This is a genomic window from Collinsella acetigenes (genome assembly GCF_012844445.1).
GTDB classification, from domain to species: Bacteria; Actinomycetota; Coriobacteriia; order Coriobacteriales; family Coriobacteriaceae; genus Collinsella; species Collinsella acetigenes.
Genome location: NZ_JABBCP010000007.1, coordinates 180,479 through 203,206, shown reverse-complemented (window position 1 = coordinate 203,206; position 22,728 = coordinate 180,479). Strand labels below are relative to the sequence as shown.

General features: G+C 58.5%; 20 protein-coding genes. 18 read left to right on the top strand and 2 right to left on the bottom strand.

Annotation, left to right across the window (positions count from 1 at the left end; translation table 11 throughout):
- Window positions 1-12: 12 nt before the first annotated feature.
- The 10 genes from HF320_RS08440 to HF320_RS08395 all read left to right on the top strand — a co-directional run bounded on the left by HF320_RS08440 (window position 13) and on the right by HF320_RS08395 (window position 7,082).
- Window positions 13-432, top strand: coding sequence for a PTS sugar transporter subunit IIA (locus HF320_RS08440; protein ID WP_022387637.1), 420 nt, complete (start codon window positions 13-15; stop codon window positions 430-432).
- A gap of 11 nt (window positions 433-443) precedes the next feature.
- A complete protein-coding gene (locus HF320_RS08435) occupies window positions 444-935 on the top strand; it encodes a PTS sugar transporter subunit IIB (RefSeq protein WP_138377884.1) in 492 nt (163 codons plus the stop codon).
- Window positions 936-943: 8 nt separating this feature from the next.
- Complete coding sequence (locus tag HF320_RS08430) at window positions 944-1,933, top strand: NAD(P)-dependent oxidoreductase (protein WP_040219797.1); 990 nt, start codon at window positions 944-946, stop codon at window positions 1,931-1,933.
- 114 nt (window positions 1,934-2,047) lie between these two features.
- Complete coding sequence (locus HF320_RS08425) at window positions 2,048-2,773, top strand: HAD family hydrolase (protein ID WP_169277894.1); 726 nt, start codon at window positions 2,048-2,050, stop codon at window positions 2,771-2,773.
- 15 nt (window positions 2,774-2,788) lie between these two features.
- Window positions 2,789-3,352, top strand: coding sequence for an STM3941 family protein (locus HF320_RS08420; protein WP_169277893.1), 564 nt, complete (start codon window positions 2,789-2,791; stop codon window positions 3,350-3,352).
- 11 nt (window positions 3,353-3,363) lie between these two features.
- Entirely contained in the window at window positions 3,364-3,657 is a 294-nt protein-coding gene (locus HF320_RS08415) for a UxaA family hydrolase (protein WP_169277892.1), read from the top strand.
- Window positions 3,654-4,823, top strand: coding sequence for a UxaA family hydrolase (locus HF320_RS08410; protein ID WP_169277891.1), 1,170 nt, complete (start codon window positions 3,654-3,656; stop codon window positions 4,821-4,823). The genes HF320_RS08415 and HF320_RS08410 overlap by 4 nt, the downstream gene beginning before the upstream one ends.
- A 67-nt stretch (window positions 4,824-4,890) precedes the next feature.
- Window positions 4,891-5,550, top strand: coding sequence for a bifunctional 4-hydroxy-2-oxoglutarate aldolase/2-dehydro-3-deoxy-phosphogluconate aldolase (locus tag HF320_RS08405; protein ID WP_230205529.1), 660 nt, complete (start codon window positions 4,891-4,893; stop codon window positions 5,548-5,550).
- A gap of 87 nt (window positions 5,551-5,637) precedes the next feature.
- On the top strand, window positions 5,638-6,735 hold the full coding sequence (locus HF320_RS08400) for an iron-containing alcohol dehydrogenase family protein (protein ID WP_169277890.1): 1,098 nt from the start codon (window positions 5,638-5,640) through the stop codon (window positions 6,733-6,735).
- A 74-nt stretch (window positions 6,736-6,809) separates the two neighbouring features.
- The gene (locus HF320_RS08395; RefSeq protein WP_169277889.1) at window positions 6,810-7,082 is read left to right on the top strand and encodes an HPr family phosphocarrier protein; all 273 of its coding nucleotides are present in this window, start codon (window positions 6,810-6,812) and stop codon (window positions 7,080-7,082) included.
- A 214-nt stretch (window positions 7,083-7,296) separates the two neighbouring features.
- Here the strand turns inward: HF320_RS08395 and ilvD are convergent, their stop codons facing one another.
- On the bottom strand, window positions 7,297-8,949 hold the full coding sequence (ilvD, locus tag HF320_RS08390) for a dihydroxy-acid dehydratase (protein WP_138377890.1): 1,653 nt from the start codon (window positions 8,947-8,949) through the stop codon (window positions 7,297-7,299).
- A gap of 219 nt (window positions 8,950-9,168) precedes the next feature.
- On the opposite strand from ilvD, the gene gnd reads away from it, so the two are divergent.
- The 7 genes from gnd to HF320_RS08355 all read left to right on the top strand — a co-directional run bounded on the left by gnd (window position 9,169) and on the right by HF320_RS08355 (window position 19,544).
- Window positions 9,169-10,236, top strand: coding sequence for a phosphogluconate dehydrogenase (NAD(+)-dependent, decarboxylating) (gene gnd, locus HF320_RS08385; RefSeq protein ID WP_349290724.1), 1,068 nt, complete (start codon window positions 9,169-9,171; stop codon window positions 10,234-10,236).
- A 138-nt stretch (window positions 10,237-10,374) separates the two neighbouring features.
- The gene (locus HF320_RS08380; protein WP_022387649.1) at window positions 10,375-10,695 is read left to right on the top strand and encodes a YbaB/EbfC family nucleoid-associated protein; all 321 of its coding nucleotides are present in this window, start codon (window positions 10,375-10,377) and stop codon (window positions 10,693-10,695) included.
- A gap of 3 nt (window positions 10,696-10,698) precedes the next feature.
- Window positions 10,699-11,295: a recombination mediator RecR gene (recR, locus tag HF320_RS08375; RefSeq protein ID WP_169277888.1), complete on the top strand. Its 597-nt coding sequence runs from the start codon at window positions 10,699-10,701 to the stop codon at window positions 11,293-11,295.
- 510 nt (window positions 11,296-11,805) lie between these two features.
- Window positions 11,806-15,342, top strand: a complete 3,537-nt coding sequence (gene nifJ, locus HF320_RS08370) for a pyruvate:ferredoxin (flavodoxin) oxidoreductase (RefSeq protein WP_169277887.1) — start codon at window positions 11,806-11,808, stop codon at window positions 15,340-15,342.
- Window positions 15,343-15,564: 222 nt separating this feature from the next.
- Window positions 15,565-16,989 carry a MurT ligase domain-containing protein gene (locus tag HF320_RS08365; protein WP_349290723.1) on the top strand — a complete coding sequence of 475 codons (1,425 nt, stop codon included), beginning with the start codon at window positions 15,565-15,567 and terminating at the stop codon, window positions 16,987-16,989.
- Window positions 16,979-17,728 carry a glutamine amidotransferase gene (locus HF320_RS08360; RefSeq protein ID WP_075843584.1) on the top strand — a complete coding sequence of 250 codons (750 nt, stop codon included), beginning with the start codon at window positions 16,979-16,981 and terminating at the stop codon, window positions 17,726-17,728. Before HF320_RS08365 ends, HF320_RS08360 begins: the two co-directional genes overlap by 11 nt.
- Window positions 17,729-18,335: 607 nt before the next feature.
- The gene (locus HF320_RS08355) at window positions 18,336-19,544 is read left to right on the top strand and encodes a glycoside hydrolase family 3 protein (RefSeq protein WP_169277885.1); all 1,209 of its coding nucleotides are present in this window, start codon (window positions 18,336-18,338) and stop codon (window positions 19,542-19,544) included.
- A gap of 63 nt (window positions 19,545-19,607) precedes the next feature.
- On the opposite strand, the gene HF320_RS08350 is transcribed toward HF320_RS08355, so the two are convergent.
- A complete protein-coding gene (locus tag HF320_RS08350) occupies window positions 19,608-20,324 on the bottom strand; it encodes a C39 family peptidase (RefSeq protein WP_211159030.1) in 717 nt (238 codons plus the stop codon).
- Window positions 20,325-21,226: 902 nt separating this feature from the next.
- Between HF320_RS08350 and HF320_RS08345 the strand changes: the two genes are divergently transcribed.
- Window positions 21,227-22,513 carry an amidohydrolase family protein gene (locus tag HF320_RS08345; protein ID WP_169277884.1) on the top strand — a complete coding sequence of 429 codons (1,287 nt, stop codon included), beginning with the start codon at window positions 21,227-21,229 and terminating at the stop codon, window positions 22,511-22,513.
- Window positions 22,514-22,728: the final 215 nt, after the last annotated feature.

The window sequence follows — 22,728 nt, the reverse complement described above, 5'->3', positions numbered from 1 at the left end:
GAGTTACTCAGAATGCTGAACAAGGTTCTTATCATTACGCACGGCCTCTTTGGCATCGAGCTGAAGAAGTCCGCAGAGATGATCATGGGCGAGCAGGAGAACGTTGAGGCTCTTGGTCTGATTCCTGGTCAGTCCGTTGACGAGCTCCACGCTCAGGCTCTTGAGATCGTCAAGAAGAACGAGGCTGATGGGTTCCACACCGTGGTCATGGTTGACCTCATGGGTGGCTCCCCCAGCAACGTCGCTCTCATGACGTGCCTCAAGGAGGTCGACTGCGACGTACTCGTCGGTGTCAACATGCCGATGCTGATCGCTGCCATCTCCGGCCTGACCTTCCAGGAGGACTCGGAGCTTGCCGAGAGCGCCTTCGCCGAGGGTCAGAACGGTATGTGGCTGATCAACCATGCTGAGAAGAAGCACGCACAAGCCTAAGGAGTACTAACATGGCAGAAATCACCCTCGCTCGCGTCGATGACCGTCTGGTTCACGGCCAGGTCATGCAGGTCTGGACTAAGGGCCATGGCACCAACGCCGCCTACGTCATCGATGACGCCACCGCTGCTGATGAGTTCATGAAGGAGATCTACGAGTCCACCCAGTCCACGGGCGGCCTCGCCATCAAGGTCTTCTCCTCCGACTCTATTGTTGACGAGTGGAACAAGAACCAGTTCGGCGACGATAATGTTGCTCTGATCTTCAAGAGCATCGCGTACGCCAAGAAGGCCGTCGACGGCGGCGTGCCTATCAAGGAGCTGAACGTTGGTGGCATCGCCATCAAGCCCGGCACCACGAAGGTTATCGAGTCCGTCGGTCTTTCCAAGGACGACGCTGAGCTCTGCAAGGCTCTCGACGCTGCTGGCGTCAAGGTCTACTTCCAGAAGATTCCTTCTTCTGAGAACGTTTCTCTGTCCGCTGCACTCGCAAAGATGGGCTAGTTCAAAACATGGATTACCGTATCGCAATCGTTAACTCTTCTTCCTTCGGCACCCGCTTCCCCGATCAGATGGATCGCCTCCGCAAGATCGGTGAGGTCGAGCGCGTCCGCGTTGCCGGCACGTGCTGTGGTGCTGAGCTCGCTAAGGCTCTCGAGGGCTTTAACGTTGTCATCTCTTCGGTGACTCCGTTCTTCGACAAGGAGTTCTTCGAGAACAAGCGTGATCTTGTCCTGCTGTCTCGCCACGGTATCGGTTATAACAACATCGATATCCCCGCTGCCGAAGAGGCTGGCTGCCTCGTCACGACCGTTTCCCCGCTCGTTGAGCGCGATCCGGTCGCCGAGGGTGCCGTCGCCATCCTGCTCGATGCCATGCGTCGCGTGAGCGATTCCCATGTCGCCGCCAACGAGGGCCGTTGGGCTGAGCGTGCAAGCTTCGTCGGTAACGGTCTGTCGGGCAAGACCCTGGGCATCATCGGCTGCGGCAACATTGGCTCTCGCGTTGTCGAGATCCTCGCTCGTGGCTACGACATGAAGGTTCTTGCTTGCGATCCCGTTCATCATGACGACTGGGCTGCTAAGCTCGGCGTTCCCTTTGAGTATGCCGATGTTGACACCGTTGTTGCCAACTGCGACGTCCTGACGCTCAACGCCGACCTTAACCCCACTTCCTTCCACATCCTGAACGCCGATGCGTTCTCCAAGATGAAGAAGGGCTGCTACGTCGTCAACAACGCTCGTGCCGACCTCATCGATCAGCCTGCTATGCTTGCTGCTCTCGAGGACGGTACGGTCAAGGCTCTGGCTATCGACGTTATGCACGACGAGCCGCCGCTGCCCGACGATCCGTACTTCAACCATCCTCAGGTTCTCGTTTGCCCGCACATCTCCGCTTACACGGAGGAAGGCCTGCGCGGCATGGGCGAGAAGTGCGTGGGTGACGTTGAGCGCTTCGTCAACGGCGAGGCTCCGGTTAACGCCAAGACCAAGCTTGCGTAAGGTGCACTGACATCCGCATCTCCTGGCCCCGGCTGGGGGATGCGGATTTTAATTTCGAAATTAATCGAAATTATTTCGTAATTAGCCCCATCGAAATCGAAATTTGGAGGGAAGATGCGTTCGATCGACGCGATTATATTCGACATGGATGGCACCGTTTTCGATAGCGAACGTATCGCAATGGTGAGTTTCATCCGTGCTGCCCGCCATTTTGGTTTCCAGATGAATGAGCTAATGCACCTTAATTTGACGGGATGTGTGGAAGAAGACGGCGTCGCGCGGATGCTGTGCATGTATGGTGAGGACAAGGATGTTCGCGCCTGGCGTGCCTATATTCGCGAGCAGAAAGCTTCCATTCGCAAGGCGCAAGGGGGTCGCGTCGGCAAGCGCTCCGGCCTCCTTGCTCTTCTGAGTTACTTGCATGAGCGCAATATTCCCTTTGCGCTCGCGAGTTCTTCCACCCGGCAGACCATTGACTCGTATCTTGAAAGTGAGTATTTGCTTCACGAGTTTACGAATATCGTCGATGGCTCCCAGGTGGAACGAGGCAAGCCCGACCCAGAGATCTTCCTCAGAGCGGCGACGCTTTTGGGTGTCGAACCCGAGCATGCTTTGGTTCTCGAGGACGGCCTGGCAGGTATAACCGCGGCGAACGTCGGCGGCTTCATGTCCGGTTTTATCTACGACGATTTGTCCTTTGCCGGTTCGGTCGATGCCGGCTTCCCGATCCTTATTGACCTTAAGAGCGTTGAAGATGTTCGTGAAAAAGCGGACGTTTCGTTTGATACGCTTGATGACGTTATCGGATTCTTGGAGAAAGCCCGTTCGATACGGCAGTAAAGCGAGGTTTTGGACATGGAAAAGCGCGAGATATATACCAGCATCAGAAAGACCATCATGATCATGGTTTCTTATGTGCTGATTGCCGTCGCCGTGAGCGCGCTTGTCTTCACGCAGACCGACCTGTTGATTTTGAAGGTCTTTGGTGTCTTGATTGACGTGATAATCGCTGGCGCTTTCATGTTTACGTTCCGCAAGATGCTCAACCGCAAGCCGCTGTTTGTCTTTGACGAGAACGGTGTGACCGATTATTCCAAGCCCGAAGACATCATCACGCTTCCGTGGAACCAGCTGGTGAGCGTGGGTCTCAAAGCTGCTAACAGCAACGACTTGATGCTCAATATCGTGGGCTACAAGACGGCCGACCAGCTTGAGAATATTACGCCCGAAATTCGCCAGCAGCTCGCTGCCAACGACAACAAAGCCTATTACGCCCTCGAGGTCTCCGGCTTGTGGGTTGCTCGCAAGGATATTCGAGAGACCTTTGAATGGATGAAGGAGACGGTTCCCGCCCTTAACGGTGAGGTTCAGTTCGTCGATTTCGAAGATCCTTTGGCGAAGCTCGGAAAGAAATTCTAGGGAGGTTCAGGATGGCAAAACGTGCGCTGCTGATGGCAGATGCTGACGACGTCGCAACCGTGATTGAAGCGGTTTGCGCGGGCGACACGGTTGCTGTCGAGACCAAGCAGGGGGAAGCCGTGGAGGAGCTCGCCTCCGCACACGACATCCCTCGATTCCATAAGATTGCGTTGCGCGATATGGCCGCGCACGACATCGTGCACAAGTACGGTCAGGTGATTGGCGAGGCTACGGCCCCGATCAAGCGCGGCGACTACGTTCATATCCACAATATCGAGAGCATCAAGACGGGGGTGGAACGATGAAGGGTTATCGCAGACCCGATGGCCGCTTTGGCATCCGTAACCACGTTTTGATTCTTTCTACCGTGGGATGCGCCAACATGATGGTGCGCAAGATTGCGGCCCAGGTTCCGGGCGCCGTGGCGCTTGAGAATTCCAAGGGCTGCGGTCAGGTGGGTTCTGGCCGCGAGATTATGCGTCGTTGTTTGTTCAACCTTACGCTCAACCCCAATGTCTATGGCACGCTGGTCGTAGGGCTTGGTTGTGAGACCACCAAGCCCTACGAGCTTGCCGATGAGATTCGACAGGTGAGCGATAAGCCACTCGAGGTTATCACGATCCAGGATTGCGGCGGCTCCGTGCGCGCTCTCGAGCGCGGCGTCGAGATTGCGCAGAAGCTCGTTGAGGATGCATCGAAGGTCGAGCGCGAGCCTATGGAGCTTGGCGATTTGCTGTTGGGCACCAATTGCGGTGGATCCGATGCAACGAGTGGCCTTGCTGCCAATCCTGTTATTGGTGTCGTGAGCGACAAGGTTGTTGCTGCGGGTGGCACGGTAATGCTCGGCGAGACGACTGAGCTCATCGGAACCGAAGATATCTTGGCTTCCCGTGCGGCTACGCCTGAGGTTGCGGATGATATCTATACGATCGTCCATGGGCTTGAGCAGAGCTTTGTCGAGGCGGGCGTCGATGTGCGTGGAGCCAATCCTTCGCCCGGCAACATGAAGGGCGGTCTTTCCACGCTTGAGGAGAAGGCTCTGGGCGGCATCAGCAAGGGCGGTACCACGCCTATCACTCAGGTGGTTCCCTATGGTGTGCGTCCGACAGAGAGCGGCCTTACCATCATGGACACCCCGGGCTATGACATCGAGTCTGTTTCGGGTATGACCTGCGGCGGCGCTCAAGTGCTTATCTTCTCTACGGGTCGCGGAACGCCCATTGGCAACCCGCTTATCCCTGTCATCAAGGTTACGGGCAACTGTGAGACGTATGCCCGGATGAGCGACAACATCGACTTCGATGCATCGGGCGCTGTTGAGGGAACCTCGACGATCGCCGAGCTAGGCGAGAGCCTCTACCAGATGCTTGAAGACGTATGCGACGGTGCCGAGCCCGCGGCTGAGCGCTTGGGCTTTGACGACTTCTCCATCTTCCATAACCAGGAAGTGTGGTGTACCTGCATCCCCTAATGCCTGGGCTTAGGCCTACGGTGTTTGTCTTATCTACAAGTTCGACATGAAGAGAGAGGAAATCGATATGTCGACCGAGTACATGAAAGAGAATGGCTTTTACGAGCAGCTTGAGAAGACGGCCGTTGTGCCTGTCGTTGTGCTGGAGAAGGTTGAGGATGCTGTTCCCATGGCCAACGCTTTGGTCAAGGGCGGTCTTCCCGCCGCTGAGGTGACCTTCCGCACCGCTGCTGCTGCCGATTGCATTCGTGAGATGTCCGAGAAGTGCCCCGATATCCTCGTCGGCGCCGGCACCGTGGTGAATCTCGAGCAGTGCAAGCGTGCAGTCGAGGCCGGTGCCAAGTTCATCGTCTCTCCGGGCTATGACGACGCCATCATCGACTACTGCCTCGAGAACAAGGTCAATCTGATTCCGGGTGCTGTTACTCCTGCCGAGCTCACGCACCTCATCAACCGCGGCTTCGACATCACCAAGTTCTTCCCGGCAAACCTCTACGGCGGCCTCAAGGCCACTGAGACGCTCTCTGCCGTCTTTGTCGGTCACCGCTTCATGCCCACCGGTGGCGTGAACCTCGAGAACCTGCCCGAGTTCCTGGGCTCTAAGTCCATCATTGCCGCTGGTGGCACCTGGATGGTCAAGCCCGCGCTCTTTGCCGATGGCGACTTCTCCAAGGTCGAGGAAATGACCGCCGAGGCCGCTGCCGTGGTCAAGAAGGTCCGCGGCTAGGGTTGCCCTAGGTTCTATTTACGCGTGTTTGAGGCGTCTTATGCAAGGCGCTGAACATATGGTTGCTACACGGAAAAGGGGATTTCAATGAGCAGCAATCAACCTAAGTTGGATACCGCTATCAAGTTTGGCGCCGGTCGCGTTCGTTGCGAGCAGGGCCTGCTTCCGCAGCTGGGCGAGGAGATCGCTCGCTTTGGCAAGAAGGTGCTCATCGTTGCCGGCCCTCGTTCCTGGGATGCCGTCAAGGATCAGCTTGAGCCTGCACTGAAGGAGGCTGGCGTCGACTACCAGCTCGAGATCTGGACCGGCTGGTGCTCCAACGAGGCCGCTGACGAGCTGGCCGAGAAGGCTCATGCCTTTGGCGCCGAGGAGATCGTCGGCGTTGGTGGCGGCAAGATCATGGACCTTGCTAAAGCCACTGGCGAGACCGCTCAGCTGGGCACGGTCAACATCCCGACCTCCGCTTCCACCTGCGCTCCCTTCACCTGCATGAGCGTTATGTACACCCCCGAGGGCGGCAAGAAGACCTCTTGGCGCTTTGACCACGAGATCGACGCTGTCTACATGGACCTCGACGTTATCGCCGCGTGCCCGATCCGTTACAACGCCGCCGGCATCATGGACGCCATGGCCAAGAAGATCGAGATGCTCAACGGTCGTCCCGAGATGCATATCGACGAGAACCCCATCGACGTCTACACTGCCTACAACATGGCTGCCTACGTCTACGACGTGCTCCACACCTACGGTCAGCAGGCTATTGCAGACAACCGTGAGGGCAAGTGCACCAAGACCCTCGGCGACGTTGCCTTCCTCAACGTGATCACCACCGGCGTTATCGCCAACACCACCAAGAGCTTCCGTCAGTCCGAGCTCGCTCACGTCATCTATGACGGCGTGCGTACTCACTTCACCCACGAGGCTGCCGATGCCATCCACGGCGAGATCGTGGCCATCGGCCTGTTCTGCCAGCTGTACTTCAATGGCCTGCAGGAGAAGGAGGCCGAGCTGCGCGAGTTCATGCGCAAGATGGACCTGCCGCTGACCCTTGGCGAGATTGGCATCGAGCCCACCGAGGAGAACCTCAACACGATCGAGGAGTACATTGTGAACTCCCGTCACTACAACAGCACGGATCCGGCAGATCGTCAGCGTCTGCACGAGGCCGTGCGCGAGATGGTGTAATATAAAACCTTGTCATTAGGTAGAGCCCGCGCTGCGTTGGCGCCGACCTCTGCTCAATCCAATAGGAGGCATTAATGTATTCTGAGAACGTTACCGTTGTGAACGCTACTGGCATCCACGCCCGTCCGGCTTCCCAGTTCTCCAAGATGGCCGCTGGCTTCCAGTCCAACGTCACCGTCAAGAAGTCCGACGCCGAGGGCGACGGCGTGAACGCTAAGTCCGTTCTGAATCTCATGACCCAGGGCCTGACCTGCGGCACCGAGATCACCATCGCTGCCGACGGCGAGGACGAGAAAGAGGCTGTGGCCGCTCTCGTCGAGTTCGTCAAGGGTGGTTGCGGCGAGTAGTTCTCGCGCACTCTTATATGAGTCTCGCAATGAGGCCCCGCGCCAATTGGTGCGGGGCCTCATTTTGTTTGGGAATGCGAGCGTGTATGCTCTTTCGCGTACTTCGATAGATGCCCAGAATCTATCGTCCCTACAATCTATCGTTCCATAAAGAAAGCCCGGAAGACCTTGGCCTTCCGGGCTTTGCTAGGGGAAACGTTGAAATCGCTGGCGATTAGCAGCTCAGCAGAGCGCCGTCCTTGGCGGGGCCGACCATCTTCTGGTAGCGCTTGAGAAGCTTGCCGGGCACGGGGTGCACGACAGGCGTCCAGTTGGCGCGACGCTGCTCCAGCTCTTCGTCGGTAATGTCGAAGTTGATGGAGTTGTCGGCAAGGTTGATATGGACCATGTCGCCATTCTGGATAAGAGCGATGTTGCCGCCCTCAGCAGCCTCGGGGCAGAGGTAGCCCACGGAGAGGCCGCCCGAAGCGCCGGAGAAGCGGCCGTCGGTGATGACGGCGGAGCCCGGGATGCCCTTCATGATCTCGGTGACGCGGTGCAGCTCCTTCATGCCAGGACCGCCCACGGGACCCTCGTAGCGGATGATGACGGCGGTGCCGGCAGGAATCTCGTGCTTGTTATAGGCGTCGAAGCACTCTTCCTCGCTGTTGAAGCACATGGCCGGGCCGTCGAAGGTGTGCTGATCGGCAGGAACAGCAGAGGTCTTGACGAGCGTGCCCTCGGGAGCCAGGTTGCCGTAGAGCACCTGGATGCCGTTTGCTACAGAAGCGGGGTCGTCCTGAGTGCGGATGACGGAGCGGTCGATGTCCTTCTCGACGTCCACCTGAGCGAGGTTCTCGCCCATGGTGTGGCCGTTGACGGTCATGACGGAGGTGTCGATGGAGCCCTCGATGGTCTTGAGGACGCCCTGGATGCCGCCTGCCTTATAGAGGTTCACGCAGGAGATGTCGCCGTTGGGAACAACGTTGCAGACGACGGGAAGCTTGGAGGTAGCCTCGGCAACCTGAGCCCAGGTGCACTTGAGGCCAAGCTCGGCGGCGATGGCGGGAAGGTGCAGCAGGGCGTTGAGGGAACCGCCGATGGAGGCGAGGACGGCCACGGCGTTGTCGATGGCGGCCTGCGTCATGATGTCGCTCGGCTTGATGCCGCGACGGACCAGGTCCACAACGGCGGCACCGGTGCGGCGGGCGATGAAGCGACGCTGAGCGGAGGGAGCGGGCTGCAGTGCGCCGCCGGGAACCTCCATGCCCAGGGCCTCGCCCAGGCAGCCCATGGTGTTGGCGGTACCCAGGAACGGGCAGATGCCAGGGCCGGTGTAGTACTTGAGCGTACCCTCGATGACCTCGCGCTCGGTGGCCTCGCCACGGAGGAACTTGGCGCGCAGGTTCTTGGAGTAAGAAGGCTTGACCTCGTCATAGCAGGGGCCGGCGGTAACGAGCGCTGCAGGCAGGTTGATGCGAGCGGCGGCCATAAGCAGGCCAGGGATGATCTTGTCGCAGCTGCCCATGTAGACGACGCCGTCAAAGCAGTTCTGACCCATGATCTGGGCCTCGCAGGAGTCGGCGACGATCTCGCGATGGGGAAGGCTGTAGTGCATACCAGCGTGGCCCTGTGCCAGGCCGTCGCAGATGGCGATGGTGTTGAACTCAATGGGCTCGCCGCCGGCCTCGAGGATGCCCTTCTTGACTTCCTGAGCGAGCTGGCGCAGAGGCTCGTGGCCCGGGCAGATCTCGTTCCAGCTGTTGGCGATAACGATCAACGGCTTGTCGGGGTTCTCGAGGGAATCGACAGCTACGCCTGCAGAGGCGAGGTGTGCCTTGGAAATGGCCCTCTGGAACGGCTCGAGTTTGTCAATTGCTCTTGTCACGATTGCTCCCTTCTTGCGGTTCTCTCTCATAAACCGCGTTGCCAAACATGACTTTCTGTTAACAAACGACATTGATGCCGAAATTATTTTTTCGGCCTTTCATCATTATATATAGTGACGAATCCCCCTGTTTTTAGCAACGTTTTATCGCCATCAGACAAAAATTTTTTCGAATTTCGCGACTTGAATTGTCGAGACTTTGCGAAGAGCGTTCAAAAAATGGTCTTGATAAGACGTTTGACCAATTCCACAAGCAAAAAAGACGACGTTTCACCCTTGCATGGGGCGCACGGAGGTGTGATAACGGGGGAGCCGGCGTGCGTTTTTCTCTCCACGACATGCCGGCTTATGTTTGGTAGTGCGGTCTTTGTTGGAAAAGGGGCGGGCAGCATGGAGATCGGAATCGTCGGTCTGGGCAAGATGGGCGCAAACATCGCGATGAACCTGAAGGACAGCGGGCATCGCGTGGTGGGCTTTGACATGAGTGAGGCCGCCCGCGCCGCAGTCGAGACCGAAGATGTCGAGACGGTCGATTCCATGGCGGGCTTGGTTTCTGCGCTCGGCACTCCTCGCGTTGTATGGGCCATGGTCCCTTCCGGCCCCATTACCGATGCAGTGCTCGCCGAGCTGTTTGAGATGCTCGATGAGGGCGATATCGTGATCGACGGCGGCAACTCCAACTATCACGATTCCGTGGCGCATGCCGAGCAGGCTGCTGCCCACGGTATCCGCTTTATGGATTCGGGCACGTCGGGCGGCAAGTCCGGTGCTCGCAACGGCGCCTGCCTCATGATCGGCGGCGATCGTAGCGCATATGAGTATGTGGAGCCCATGCTCGATGACATGTCGTGCGAGGGCGGCTTGCTGTACACCGGTCGTGCAGGCAGCGGTCACTTCATGAAGATGGTCCACAACGGCATCGAGTACGGCATGATGCAGGCGATCGGCGAGGGTTTTGCGCTCATGGAGGCGAGTGACTTTGATTACGATCTCAAGGCCGTCGCTCATAACTGGAACTGCGGATCGGTTGTTCGCAGCTGGCTTATGGAGCTTATGGAGCAGCAGCTTGGTGAGCATCCCGGCCTGGAGGATATCCGCGGCGTAGTGGATGCAAGCGGCGAAGCCAAGTGGACGGTTGAGACAGCCCTTGATTTGGAGGTCCCGGTACCTGTGATTGCGCTTTCACTCATGACGCGCAACGCCTCGCATATCGAGGACTCGTTTGCCAACAAGGCGGTCGCAGCGATGCGCAACGGCTTTGGCGGGCACGCGATTCATACTAAATAGTACCGGCGATGCGGCGCGGATGTCACGGTGACACCGTGTCGCTCGTCGTAATGGTGTAAGCGTAAAGGTATTTGTGGTTGCCGCCCCGCGTGCATGGTACGATTCTTCTGGTTAAAACGCCGAAGATAAGGAGCCATCATGGCCGGTATGAACATGCAGCAGATGATGAAGCAGGCGCGCAAGATGCAAGAGCAGCTCGCCGCAGCCGAGGACAACCTCAAGACCCAGACCGTCGACACCAGCGCGGGCGGCGGCATGGTGAAGGTCACCATGACGGGCGACATGAAGATTGAGTCCATCAAGATCGATCCGGATGCGTGCGATCCCGAGGACGTCGAGATGCTGCAGGACATGATCATGGCCGCCGTCAACGAGGCCATTCGCAGCGTGGGCGAGCTCGCCAACAAGCAGATGGGCGCCATCACCGGCGGTCTCAACATCCCGGGTATGCCGTTCTAAATCATGACGGCAGACCATAGCCTACAGATTCTTCTTGATGAGCTGGGCAGACTTCCGGGCATTGGCCCCAAGTCGGCTCAGCGCATCGCGTATTACCTGCTGGAATCCGACGTTGAGGAGGCGCGTCGTCTGGCAGACGCCATCCTCTCCGTCAAGGAGCAGGTGCATTTTTGCAGCCGTTGCTTTAACTATGCTACGGATGACGAGTGCGCTATCTGCGAGGACTCCACGCGCGATACCACGCGCATCTGCGTGGTGGGCGAGCCTCGCGACGTTACGGCGATCGAGCGCACAGGGTCCTATCACGGTCTTTATCATGTGCTCGGCGGCGTGATCAGCCCTATGGACAAGATCGGTCCCGAGCAGCTCCATGTCCGCGAGTTGCTGGCGCGTTTGGGAACCGAGGATATTCACGAGGTCATTATCGCCACCAATCCCAATATCGAGGGCGAGACCACGGCGAGCTATTTGGCGCGCACCATCAAGCCTCTCGGCATCGAGGTGAGCCGTCTGGCGAGCGGTCTTCCCGTGGGTGGCGACCTGGAGTATGCCGACGAGCTTACGCTCGGTCGTGCTATCGAGGCCCGTCGCATGCTGTAGCTTGTACCTTGCTTTTTGTGGGAGTAGCGGCCTATACGGTCTCGCTTCCCTCGTTGATGAAAGATCCTGAAGGAAGGCCGTTTGTGCGCGGGTTTTGTTGCGACGGTCGAGGCGGCTGGGCAATGTGCGAGGCGGGATTGAGCTGCCGTGTATGCGAACGAGGTACAAGCGGCGTACGGGGCTCGCGCGGCTGCGGACATGCCGATGTTGCGTAGACGCTAGCCGTGCCGCCGCCCCTTCCGAGTTCCCGCTTTGCCGCTAGCGGTTTTCGAAAACGAAAGCGGTTGTGCGGAGTACAATAGAACAACCTGTGAAATCGAAGCATTCCCCATGGCAAAGACGGGGTCACCCGTCGCATGACGCGCTGTATCGAGTGCGTGTTCATGGGTAGAATGACCTGCGGTTCCAGCGCAATGCGTCACATCGCCTGATGCACTGCAACACGTGGCTACATCCGAAAGGCGCCGTCTTTCGGAAAGCATGTACACCCAAACGAGAGGAGAGGGGTATATGGCGCGTAAGTTCAAGTCTATGGACGGCAACGAGGCCGCCGCATACGTATCGTATGCGTACACCGAGGTGGCGGGAATCTATCCCATTACGCCGTCCAGCCCGATGGCCGATCATGTCGACCAGTGGGCCGCGCAGGGCAAGAAGAACATCTTCGGTACGCCCGTTAACGTTGTTGAGATGGAGTCCGAGGCCGGTGCCGCCGGTACCGTCCACGGTTCTCTGGGCGCTGGTGCACTGACCACCACCTACACGGCTTCCCAGGGCCTGCTGCTGATGATCCCCAACATGTACAAGATCGCCGGCGAGGGCCTTCCCTCGGTTTTCCACGTGTCGGCTCGTACCGTGGCTACCCAGGCGCTCAACATCTTTGGCGATCACTCCGACGTCATGGCGTGCCGTCAGACCGGCTTTGCCATGCTCGCCGAGGGCAACGTTCAAGAAGTCATGGACCTCTCCCCGGTGGCGCACCTCGCTGCTCTTGAGGGAAAGGTTCCGTTCCTCAACTTCTTCGATGGTTTCCGCACCAGCCACGAGATCCAGAAAGTCGCCATGTGGGACTACGAGGACCTCAAGGACATGTGCAACATGGAGGCCGTCCAGGAGTTCCGCGATCACGCACTGAACCCCGAGCATCCGCATGCTCGCGGCAGCCATGAGAACGGCGACATCTTCTTCCAGCATCGTGAGGCATGCAACACCGCCTACGACAAGCTGCCCGCTGTTGTCGAGAAGTACATGGGCAAGATCAACGAGAAGCTCGGTACCGATTACGGCCTGTTCAACTACTATGGCGCCGAGGATGCCGATCGTGTCGTCGTCTGCATGGGTTCCTTCTGCGACGTGCTCGAAGAGGTCATCGACTACCTCAACGCTCATGGCGAGAAGGTCGGTCTGGTCAAGGTCCGTCTGTTCCGTCCGTTTTCCATCAAGCACTTTGTCGACGTGCTCCCCGCGACCGTCAAGAAGATCGCCGTCATGGACCGCACCAAGGAGCCGGGTTCCATTGGCGAGCCTCTCTACCAGGACGTTGTCTCCGCGCTCTATGAGGCTGGCCGCACCGACCTCACCGTGGTGGGCGGCCGTTACGGTCTGGGCTCCAAGGACACCGCTCCCTCTTCTGCCTTCGCTATCTACGAGGAGCTCAAGAAGGACGAGCCCAAGCGCGAGTTCACCGTCGGCATCGTGGACGATGTCACCAACCTCTCCCTGCCTCTTGCCGAAGACACCCCCAACACCGCAGCTCCTGGCACCATCGAGTGCAAGTTCTGGGGCCTCGGCGGCGACGGTACCGTGGGCGCCAACAAGAACTCGATCAAGATCATCGGCGACCACACCGACAAGTACGTTCAGGCCTACTTCCAGTACGACTCCAAGAAGACCGGCGGCGTGACCGTCAGCCACCTGCGCTTTGGCGATTCGCCCATCCGCAGCCCGTACTATGTGACCAAGGCCGACTTCGTCGCTTGCCACAACCCCAGCTACATCGTCAAGGGCTTCAAGATGGTCCGCGACGTCAAGCCGGGCGGCACCTTCCTGGTCAACTGCCAGTGGACTGACGAGGAGTTTGCTGAGCATCTGCCCGCTGTTGCCAAGCGCTACATCGCCAAAAACGGCGTCAACGTTTACCTGATCGACGCTATCGACCTGGCTGCCAAGGTTGGCATGGGCAAGCGCACCAACACGGTGCTGCAGTCTGCATTCTTCGCGCTGGCACAGATCCTGCCTGCTGCGGACGCGCTTCAGTACATGAAGGACGCAGCTACCAAGTCCTACATGAAGAAGGGCCAGGCTATCGTCGACGCCAACCATAAGGCTATCGACGCCGGCGCCACCGCCTTCCATAAGTTTGAGGTTCCTGCCGACTGGGCAGACGCCCAGGATGCCCCCGTCGAGATTTCCGACGAGGAGAAGAGCGCCATCGCCAAGCAGGTCAAGGAGCTTCTCGAGCCCATCGACCGCATGGACGGCGACTCGCTGCCCGTCTCTGCTTTCATGGGCTGCGTTGACGGCCAGTTCGAGCTGGGCGCCTCTGCATACGAGAAGCGCGGCGTTGCCGTTATGGTTCCGCATTGGGACGAGACCAAGTGCATCCAGTGCAACCAGTGCGCCTATGTGTGCCCGCATGCTACCATCCGTCCGTTTGCTCTGACTGACGAAGAGGTTGCCGGCGCGCCCGAGCAGCTCCGTACCATCGATGCCATGGGCCCCAAGGCCAAAGGCATGAAGTACGTCCAGGCTGTGAGCCCGCTCGACTGCATGGGCTGCACCAACTGCGTGAAGGTCTGCCCCAAGGGCGCCCTCGAGATGGTTCCCACCGAGACCGAGCTCGATCAGCAGCCCGTTTGGGATTACCTGGTCAAGAATGTCTCCGAGAAGCCCGAGCTCATCGCCGCGAACGTCAAGGGCAGCCAGTTCAAGCAGCCCTACCTCGAGTTCTCCGGCTCCTGCGCCGGCTGCGCCGAGACCGCGTATGCTCGCCTGGTGACTCAGGTGGCAGGCGACCGCATGTTCATCTCCAACGCCACCGGCTGTTCCTCCATTTGGGGCAACCCCGCCGCGACCTCTCCGTATTGCACGGACAAGAACGGTCACGGCCCGGCATGGAATAACTCCCTGTTCGAGGACAACGCCGAGCATGGTCTTGGTATGGCCGTGGGCTACGAGGCCGTCCAGAACAAGCTCGTCGCCGACACTGAGAAGGTTCTCGCTGCCGACGGTGCCGCTCCCGAGCTGAAGGCTGCCGCCCAGGCATGGCTCGACGCTCGCCACGACACCGAGGCCAGCAAGACCACTGCTGCCGCCTATGTCGCTGAGCTCGAGAAGTGCGGCTGCGATCTTGCCAAGTCCATCCTGGCCGACAAGGCTTACCTCACCAAGAAGTCCTTCTGGATCTTCGGCGGCGACGGTTGGGCCTATGACATCGGCTTTGGCGGCCTTGACCACGTGTTGGCATCCCGCCACAACGTCAACGTCTTTGTCTTTGATACCGAGGTCTACTCCAACACCGGCGGTCAGGCTTCCAAGGCGTCGAACCTGGGCCAGGTCGCTCAGTTCGCTGCTGCGGGCAAGACCACCAAGAAGAAGTCCCTCGCCGAGATCGAGATGAGCTACGGCTACGTTTACGTGGCGCAGGTCGCCATGGGCGCCAACCCCGCTCAGACCCTCAAGGCCATCCACGAGGCCGAGGCCTACGACGGCCCGTCCCTCATCATCGGCTACAGCCCCTGCGAGATGCACTCCATCAAGAAGGGCGGCATGCAGAACTGCCAGGCCGAGATGAAGAAGGCCGTGGATTGCGGCTACTGGAACCTCTTCCGCTTCAACCCGGCGGCTCCTGCCGGCAAGAAGTTCTCGCTCGACTCCAAGGCTCCGGCCGGCGGTTATCAGGAGTTCCTGATGAACGAGGCCCGCTATGCCTCCCTCACCCGTTCCTTCCCGGAGCGCGCTGAGGAGCTCTTCAAGGAGAACGAGCAGGCCGCTATGGACCGCTATGCTCATCTGCAAAAGCTCCTGACGGTGTATAACGAGGCGTAAAGCTTCCTGCTACAGGACCTGAGAGCGTTCCCGGCGAATGTTCTCGGACATGGAGAGGCCCCCGACCGCATGTCGTGCGGCGGGGGTCTCTCGTTCTGCGGGGTACGTGCTCGGGCTTTTAATCGTCGCATCCTGTTCGTACGATGGGGGTTCTTCGAGGTCGAAGGGCCGCTGCTATAATGGGCGGGTAACTGAGAACTTCACATGGAAGGAAAACCCGCTGTGAGCAATGCCACTAAGGGTGCCAAGGGACCTCGTTTCCATCTCGCTATGGCAGTATCGAGGGCTGCGGCTTCGGCGCTTAAGCTCGCGCGCCGTAATGCCGGGCAGATGCCAGGCGTTATCGCCGAGAAGATCGATCCTTCGTTCCTTGCTGATGTCGACAAGCCTGCGCGCGTCGTCTTCGTCTCTGGAACGAACGGCAAGACAACCACGAATAACCTGCTGTGCGACCTGCTGCGCGATAACGGCATCGAGATGATCGATAATCGTGCAGGCGGTAATGTTCGCAACGGCGTTGAGAGCACGCTTATCAAGAATGCCACCATTTCTGGTCGCCAGAAGCTCGACGTGGCAGTCATGGAGCTCGACGAGCTTTCGTTCCGCACCGTGCTGCCCGATCTGGTTCCCGAGGTCATCCTCGTCACGAACCTCTATCGTGATTCCTTCTCGCGCAACGCCAACCCCGACTTCATCTTCTCTGTGATGAGTGAGAACATCTCGCCTGCAACCAAGCTCGTTTTGAATGCAGACGATATGATCAGCTGCCGTCTGGCGCCGCAAAATTCGAACCGCGTTTACTATTCCATCGCTCGTCTCGAGGACGACTCGTCAGATCCTCAGGGCATTGTGTGCGACCTCACCGCTTGCCCTCAGTGTGGAGGCAAGCTTGAGTATGACTACTGCCACCTGCGCCATCTTGGTCACGCGCATTGTAAGAGCTGCGGTTTCACTAACCCCGAGCCCGATTACGAGCTCGTGGCGCTCGACCGCGATGCTCATACGTTTACCGTGTGCGAACGCTGTCATGAGGGGGAGCCTACCCACACGTACCACTTTGGCAATTACTCGATTACAAACCTGTATAACCTGTTTTCTACAGTTGTGGTTGCTCGCGAGCTCGGCCTTTCCGCCGAGGCTATCGCAGCTTCGCTCGAGCGCGGCATCAACGTGACGGCGCTGCGCTATACAGAGAAGACGGTTGGCGGCAAGCGTTTGGTTGCAGTGGCGTCCAAAGGCGAGAACAGCACGGCGACGTCGGTGGCGCTCGATACCATTCGTAAAGAGCCCGGTAGCAAGGCAGTCATCGTGATGCTTGCCGATGCCCACAAGGCGGCGAACCCCAAGGAGACCGAGTATATCGGCTGGTACTATCAGACCGACTTCGAGTATCTCAACGATCCCAGCATCGAGCAGATTGTAATTCAGGGTGCCACGAATCTCGACTTGCTCCCGCGCCTGCGCATGGCGAATATCGACCCCGCAAAGCTTCACATGGTCGAGACGCCCGAACAGGCTGCTCAGGCGGTTGACCCCATGAGCGTTGATTCTGTGTTCTGGGCATTTGACATCTTTAACGGTGGCGACGTGGAGAAGAGCCGCGAGCTTATTGGGAAGAAGATCGAGGAGGCATCTGATGTCCGCTAATGCAAAGACTGTCATCGAGGTGCTCTACCCCGAATACGCAAACCAGGCAGGGGACAATGGCAATGCCATGTATCTGCGCGCATGTCTGCCCGATGCCGAGTTCATCGAGACGACGCATGACGACGTTCCCTATTTTGCCGAGCACGTGCCCTCATTGATCTTGCTGTGCGGCATGTCTGAGGCACAGCAGGTAAACACTATCAAGTTGCTGCAGCCGTATCGCGAACGTCTTGTTGAGCTTATTGATGCTGGTGTGCCCATGCTCTTTACGGGTAGCGCTCCGGAGGTTTTGGGCACCAAAATCGTAAATCCGGATGGCTCGGAGACTCCGGCGTTGGGCCTTCTCGATTTTGTGACGCACTGCAATATCCCCGCGCGCTATCACGATGTGGTGATTGGCGACCTTAACGCTCCCGAACGCGATGAGGCTATCAAGGTCGTGGGCTTCAAAATTCAGTTCACTCAGATGGAGGCCGGTGCGGGTCAGCAGCCGTTCTGCCGTAATGAGGTGGGCTTTGGCCTGAATAAGCAAACCAGCGAGGAAGGCTTTAGAAAAAACAACCTTATGGCAACCTGGCTTATCGGCCCGCTGCTGCCACTCAATCCCGATTTTACGCGTTATCTGCTCGACCTTATCGGCGAGAAGGATGCTCCGCTCGCGTTTGAGGAGGATGTGCGCGCGTCGTACGAGGAGCGTTTGAAGACGTTCCGCTTGCCAGGAATGGGCCTTGCGTACTAGGTGCGCTTTTCGTTGCTTGCGGGCTGGCCGTTGACGGAGCCCGCGGAGCTATCAAGAGGATTCGGGCGGTGGGACCAGGGGTTCTGCTGCCCGTTTTTTATGTCTATTGGTGCTGAGCCATGCTTTGGGCCATGCGTACGCGTTTTTTCATCCGCTCCCGCCATTTCTGGCAAAAAAGGTCAAAAATGCGCGATGGGAGGCTGTGGATTTGACATGTATAAAGCTCTGAGAGGCGCGCAGGGCTTCATGCGCAATATGAACGCTGTTCATATTTGATTTGGTGCTGTTCTGTTCTGTTTTTGGAGCGCATTCCAGCTCGCTTCGTCGCGCATTTCTAAACTTTTTTGTCATTTCGAGCTGTTGCGGATGCAAGATTCTCCGAAGGGAGATATGCAAGCGATTTATATATGCATATACAGCTTATCTTTATGCATTTTATCCTTATGGTGCTGCCGTGTGCACCGGGCGGTGCGTTGCGGATGCGGACGATAGGGCCTGCGGGCTGTTTGGGCGGAAGATCGGTACCGTGCCGGTTCGTTGCCATGTGCGGCCGAGGGTGTGACAATATGCTTGATGTGTTGTCACATTCAGAGGGGAGGGGGCGGCTATGAACGCATTCGTCTCGCGTCGTGCACTCATATCTTCGGTGAGCCTTGCCGCGATGTCGGCAGGACTGGGCGCGTGCGGCATTTCTGGCGGACGGAGTACGGGGCTTTCCGGTTCGTCTTCCTCGACTAAGTCGTTCGAGCAAAAACCTCTTGTCCAGCAAAAGCTTGAGTCCATGACGCTCGAGCAAAAGGTGGCACAGCTTTTTCTTGTCACTCCCGAGCAGTTTACCGGTGTGTCTCAGGCGGTTGTTGCCGGCTCTGCTACGCAGCGAGCTCTCGAGGATATCCCCGTGGGCGGTCTGTGCTACTTTGCTCAAAACATTACGGGAGACCAGCAGCTGCGAGACCTTCTTTTGGGCACCTATAGCATGGCATCGCGGTCCGGTGCTGGCATTGCCCCGTTTTTAACTGTGGACGAGGAGGGCGGCAGCTTGGTGTCGCGCGTCGCCAATTCGGGTTACTTCGATGTGCAGCGCTTTTCGAACATGGCTGAGGTGGGGGCTGCAGGAGACGAGGCGCAAGCTGCCCATGTCGGTGCAGCAATAGGCGAGTATCTGCATGAAATTGGTTTCAATGTCGATTTTGCTCCCGTTGCAGATGTGCTCACCAATCCTTCCAACGAGGTAATTGGGCCCCGCGCGTTTTCCTCCGATCCCGACGTGGTGGCGCAGATGGTGTCCGCCGAGGTCCTGGCGATGCTCGATACGGGCACAATGCCCTGCATAAAGCATTTTCCCGGTCATGGCGATACCGCTGGCGATTCCCATACCGGCGCTGTCGTTTCCTCGCGTTCTGCCGAAGAGATTCGAACATGTGAGTACAAACCGTTCCAAGCGGGAATCGATGCGGGGTGCCCCTTCGTGATGGTGGGGCATATCGAAACTCCCAATCTGGCGGCAGATGGCTTGCCGGCATCGCTTTCCAAAACGATGATCACCGACGAGCTCCGCGTGCGCCTGGGATTTGGGGGCGTGGTGATATCTGACTCGTTTGTCATGGGTGCAATTACGCAGCGCTACGCGTCGGCCGATGCTGCTGTGCGCTTTATCCAAGCAGGCGGCGATATGGTTTTGATGCCCGAGAACCTGCGGGACGCATACCAGGGACTGCTCGAGGCGGTAAACGAGGGCGTGATTGAGGAGAGCCGCATTGACGAATCGGTCATGCGTATTCTCAAGGTCAAGAAACGCGCCGGAATGCTCATGTAACGTGGGTTTGCTTGAGGCCAGGTGCCTGCTGGGCTGGGCACGTTTTGCACAATTCCTTAAAGGCTAAAGGGAGAGGACCCAGCTGTAGGTCGATTGATCCACGATGGTATCGATGGGCCAGGTGTGGGAACTGCGCCAGGCGCTCGCGGGGTCGTGAACAGTCACATTTCCGCTGTCATCGATATCCGAGAGCACAATAAAGTGGCCAACGTTGGTGAAATCGCCAATGTTCATGAGCGAAACAACGGGCTTGCCTTGCGAGAGGGCGGCGGATATCTGGTCTTTATCGCTATCGAACATCTTGGAGCTGACGCCAAAGGCGGCCGCACCCTCGGTCATGAATGACCACTCGGTGGCGCCGCTTGGGGCATAGCCGTGCACGTCGGACCAGGTGGCCATCGTGGCCGGCGTGTAATCAACATGGCCAGTGAGATAGATATAGATCATCGTGAAGGCGGTCGGTCCGCAGGCATTATCGCGGACGGTGCCGCCGCCATAGGGACGCTGTGCCCACATAGGGTCGGTTTGGTAGAGGTAGGGCATGCTGCCTTGTTTCCACGACTTCCTAGGTGTTGATATGGGAAGGTCCGCGGGGGTCATAAGAGGCATATCCAGCTGAGTTGCCTCGGTGGCAGGCTCTATGCCTGCGGATATGGCGCCAAAGAGGGCGCCGACGATGCCAAAGACCACGATGAGGGTTGCCAGAAGCCCGCGTCGAATGCGCGGCGGGCCGACCGGCGCCGCTGCTCCGCGATGTGCCCTAAACCCTGTCCCGCGCATGCCGGGACGTCCAGAGGCAAAGTACATATGGTTGTTGGAATAGGTACCGCGGCGGAGCGGTTGGCCGATTACGGAGCCTTGCGAGCGCGATGGGCGGGCGCCGGTATTTCGACGCGATGGGGGCTGGCTGCTTCGTGTTTGAAATTGAGCGCTGCGCAGTGGGCGCTGGTCGCTACGGGGTTGACTCGAGGTGCTGCGCTGCGGCCGGCTTGCGCTGCGCCTCGTCGGGGTCGAGGAGCGTCCAGGGGCGCCGTTGAGTTTTCGTCCCGATGCAGGAGTGTAGGAGCGCTGTGCGCGGCCGAGGTCATCGGCATGATGTCGCGCGGGGTCGTGTGCGTGCCGGTTGCTTTCGGTTTGCGAATGGTGTCTGCGCTCCGGCTGCGAAGGAGCCTGGCGAAAATGAGGCGCCTGTTGAGGCTCATGCGAAGGCGGTTGTTGGGGGCTTCTTGGCCGTGCGGAGGCGAGGCGGACCGTAGGACGTGCGGTCTCGCTTTGGTATCGGTTATTGTTTTCTTGTGCGTTCATGGCCCTCCGTTGCTGGCGTCAAGTCGCCGAGTGCGCAAGATTGCCCCTATTCTATCTCAAGTAGGATGTTTACCCCCTTCGAGCTCGGCTTTGCGTACATATAACCGCTGGTCCCGCGCCTGGGCCCTTTTGCCGCCAGAGGCTTGACGTATAAGAAGGATGTAACGCATCGACAGGCTTTTTGCGCTTTGGGGTGCCGAGCGCTCGATTGCGGGACCCTTGCAGTCACGCTCGTAGACGCCTGCACTCTTCAGGCAACGGATGCGTTCGTTTCCTGTTAAGGTAGCTGCCGAGCAATAGACATGCGCGTGACGCTCCCGCTCGCGTTGCTGCGTGCGGATAGGGCAACTCTCTATGATGGTCCCGGAGGAGGAATCGTGGGTAAGAAATATGCGATTGTCGGAGGAAAACTCATTGACGGTACCGGTTCTGCACCGGTCGAGAACGCTCTCGTCCTAATTGGGGAGGACGGCAGAATTGAGTATGCGGGTAAGCACGAGGACGTGCCCGCCGATGGCGGCTACGTTAGCATCGACGCCGCTGGAAAGACCGTCATGCCGGGTTTGATCGATACGCATCTGCATTTCTCGGGCAACCTGACCGATGACGATACCGATTGGGTCATGCAGCCGCTGCTGGAAAAGCAGGCGGTCGCCGTCAAACAGGCATACGACTGCCTGACTCATGGCCTTACCACTGTGTGCGAAGTGGGGCGGTTTGGTATCCATGTGCGCAATTGCATCAATAACGGCGTGTTCAAGGGCCCGCGCGTCTATGCGACGGGTTTGGGCTTTTGCCGCACTGCAGGACATGGCGATTCGCACCGCTGCAGTCAGCTCGAGAACAAACAGTCGCATCCTTGGGGCGATCAGGTGGATGGTCCGTGGGAGCTGCGCCGTGCTGTTCGGCAGCGCCTGCGCGAGGACCCCGATGCCATCAAGATTTGGGCCACCGGCGGCGGTATCTGGCGCTGGGACTCCGGTCGCGCTCAGCATTATTGTGCCGAGGAAATCAAGGCGGTAATCGACGAGGCGAAGATGGTGGGCATTCCCGTTTGGAGCCATTGCTACAATTCGCATTCCGCTGCGTATGACTCGGTGCGATTTGGTTGCGAGCAGCTGATTCACGGTTTTGATATCGATGAGCGCACCATGGACCTTATGGCCGAGCAGGGTACGTTCTTCACGCCTACCATTGGCTTTTTGCCTACTTGGTACAGCACCTATCCTCCTGTCTATGTGCCCGAGATTCACGATAGGTTCCCCGGCGATACGCTGGTCGAGAAGGAGCTGCAACGCAACTATGACTGCCTGCGCGAAGCCAAGAGGCGAGGCGTGGTCTTTACCATTGGTTCCGACTCCTTCTCGTTCGTGACGCCGTACGGATACGTCACGATCGCCGAGATGTACGACTTTGTGGACAAGGTGGGCATCTCGCCGCTGGAGACCATTACATGCGCCACGCTCAATGGCGCCAAGATGGCCCATTGCGATGATGAAACCGGTTCTCTCGAGGTGGGCAAGTGCGCCGATTTGCTGGTTGTAAATGGCGACCCTGCCGTGAATATCCACGACCTCACGCCCGAGAACATGGATGTCATCATGAAGGACGGCGAGATTGTCGTTGCCGGATCGTTTGGTGAGCGAAACAGGTGGAGCGCGTAAGGGCTTATCTTCCCACCGGGGAGGCCCGGGGTCGTTCCCCTTCGCTGGTCCTCGCGCTTCGCGCTGCGGAATCGCTCAGGGGAACGGCCCCGGGCCTCCCTGCGGACCGCTTCTAAAACGAAGAAAACATGCCGACGTTTGATGATGGGGCGTCGGGGCATAATGGACGCATGCACGTTATCGCGGAAGGAGGTCCCTTCCGTGTCCATGAAAGG

Coding starts and splice junctions, on each gene's coding strand:
- HF320_RS08355 (WP_169277885.1), top strand. CDS start 18,336: ATGAACGCATTCGTCTCGCGTCGTGCACTCATATCTTCGGTGAGCCTT.
- HF320_RS08435 (WP_138377884.1), top strand. CDS start 444: ATGGCAGAAATCACCCTCGCTCGCGTCGATGACCGTCTGGTTCACGGC.
- HF320_RS08410 (WP_169277891.1), top strand. CDS start 3,654: ATGAAGGGTTATCGCAGACCCGATGGCCGCTTTGGCATCCGTAACCAC.
- nifJ (WP_169277887.1), top strand. CDS start 11,806: ATGGCGCGTAAGTTCAAGTCTATGGACGGCAACGAGGCCGCCGCATAC.
- HF320_RS08360 (WP_075843584.1), top strand. CDS start 16,979: ATGTCCGCTAATGCAAAGACTGTCATCGAGGTGCTCTACCCCGAATAC.
- HF320_RS08420 (WP_169277893.1), top strand. CDS start 2,789: ATGGAAAAGCGCGAGATATATACCAGCATCAGAAAGACCATCATGATC.
- HF320_RS08350 (WP_211159030.1), bottom strand. CDS start 20,324: ATGCGCGGGACAGGGTTTAGGGCACATCGCGGAGCAGCGGCGCCGGTC.
- recR (WP_169277888.1), top strand. CDS start 10,699: ATGACGGCAGACCATAGCCTACAGATTCTTCTTGATGAGCTGGGCAGA.
- HF320_RS08380 (WP_022387649.1), top strand. CDS start 10,375: ATGGCCGGTATGAACATGCAGCAGATGATGAAGCAGGCGCGCAAGATG.
- HF320_RS08400 (WP_169277890.1), top strand. CDS start 5,638: ATGAGCAGCAATCAACCTAAGTTGGATACCGCTATCAAGTTTGGCGCC.
- HF320_RS08395 (WP_169277889.1), top strand. CDS start 6,810: ATGTATTCTGAGAACGTTACCGTTGTGAACGCTACTGGCATCCACGCC.
- HF320_RS08440 (WP_022387637.1), top strand. CDS start 13: ATGCTGAACAAGGTTCTTATCATTACGCACGGCCTCTTTGGCATCGAG.
- HF320_RS08405 (WP_230205529.1), top strand. CDS start 4,891: ATGTCGACCGAGTACATGAAAGAGAATGGCTTTTACGAGCAGCTTGAG.
- HF320_RS08430 (WP_040219797.1), top strand. CDS start 944: ATGGATTACCGTATCGCAATCGTTAACTCTTCTTCCTTCGGCACCCGC.
- HF320_RS08415 (WP_169277892.1), top strand. CDS start 3,364: ATGGCAAAACGTGCGCTGCTGATGGCAGATGCTGACGACGTCGCAACC.
- gnd (WP_349290724.1), top strand. CDS start 9,169: ATGGTCTTGATAAGACGTTTGACCAATTCCACAAGCAAAAAAGACGAC.
- HF320_RS08425 (WP_169277894.1), top strand. CDS start 2,048: ATGCGTTCGATCGACGCGATTATATTCGACATGGATGGCACCGTTTTC.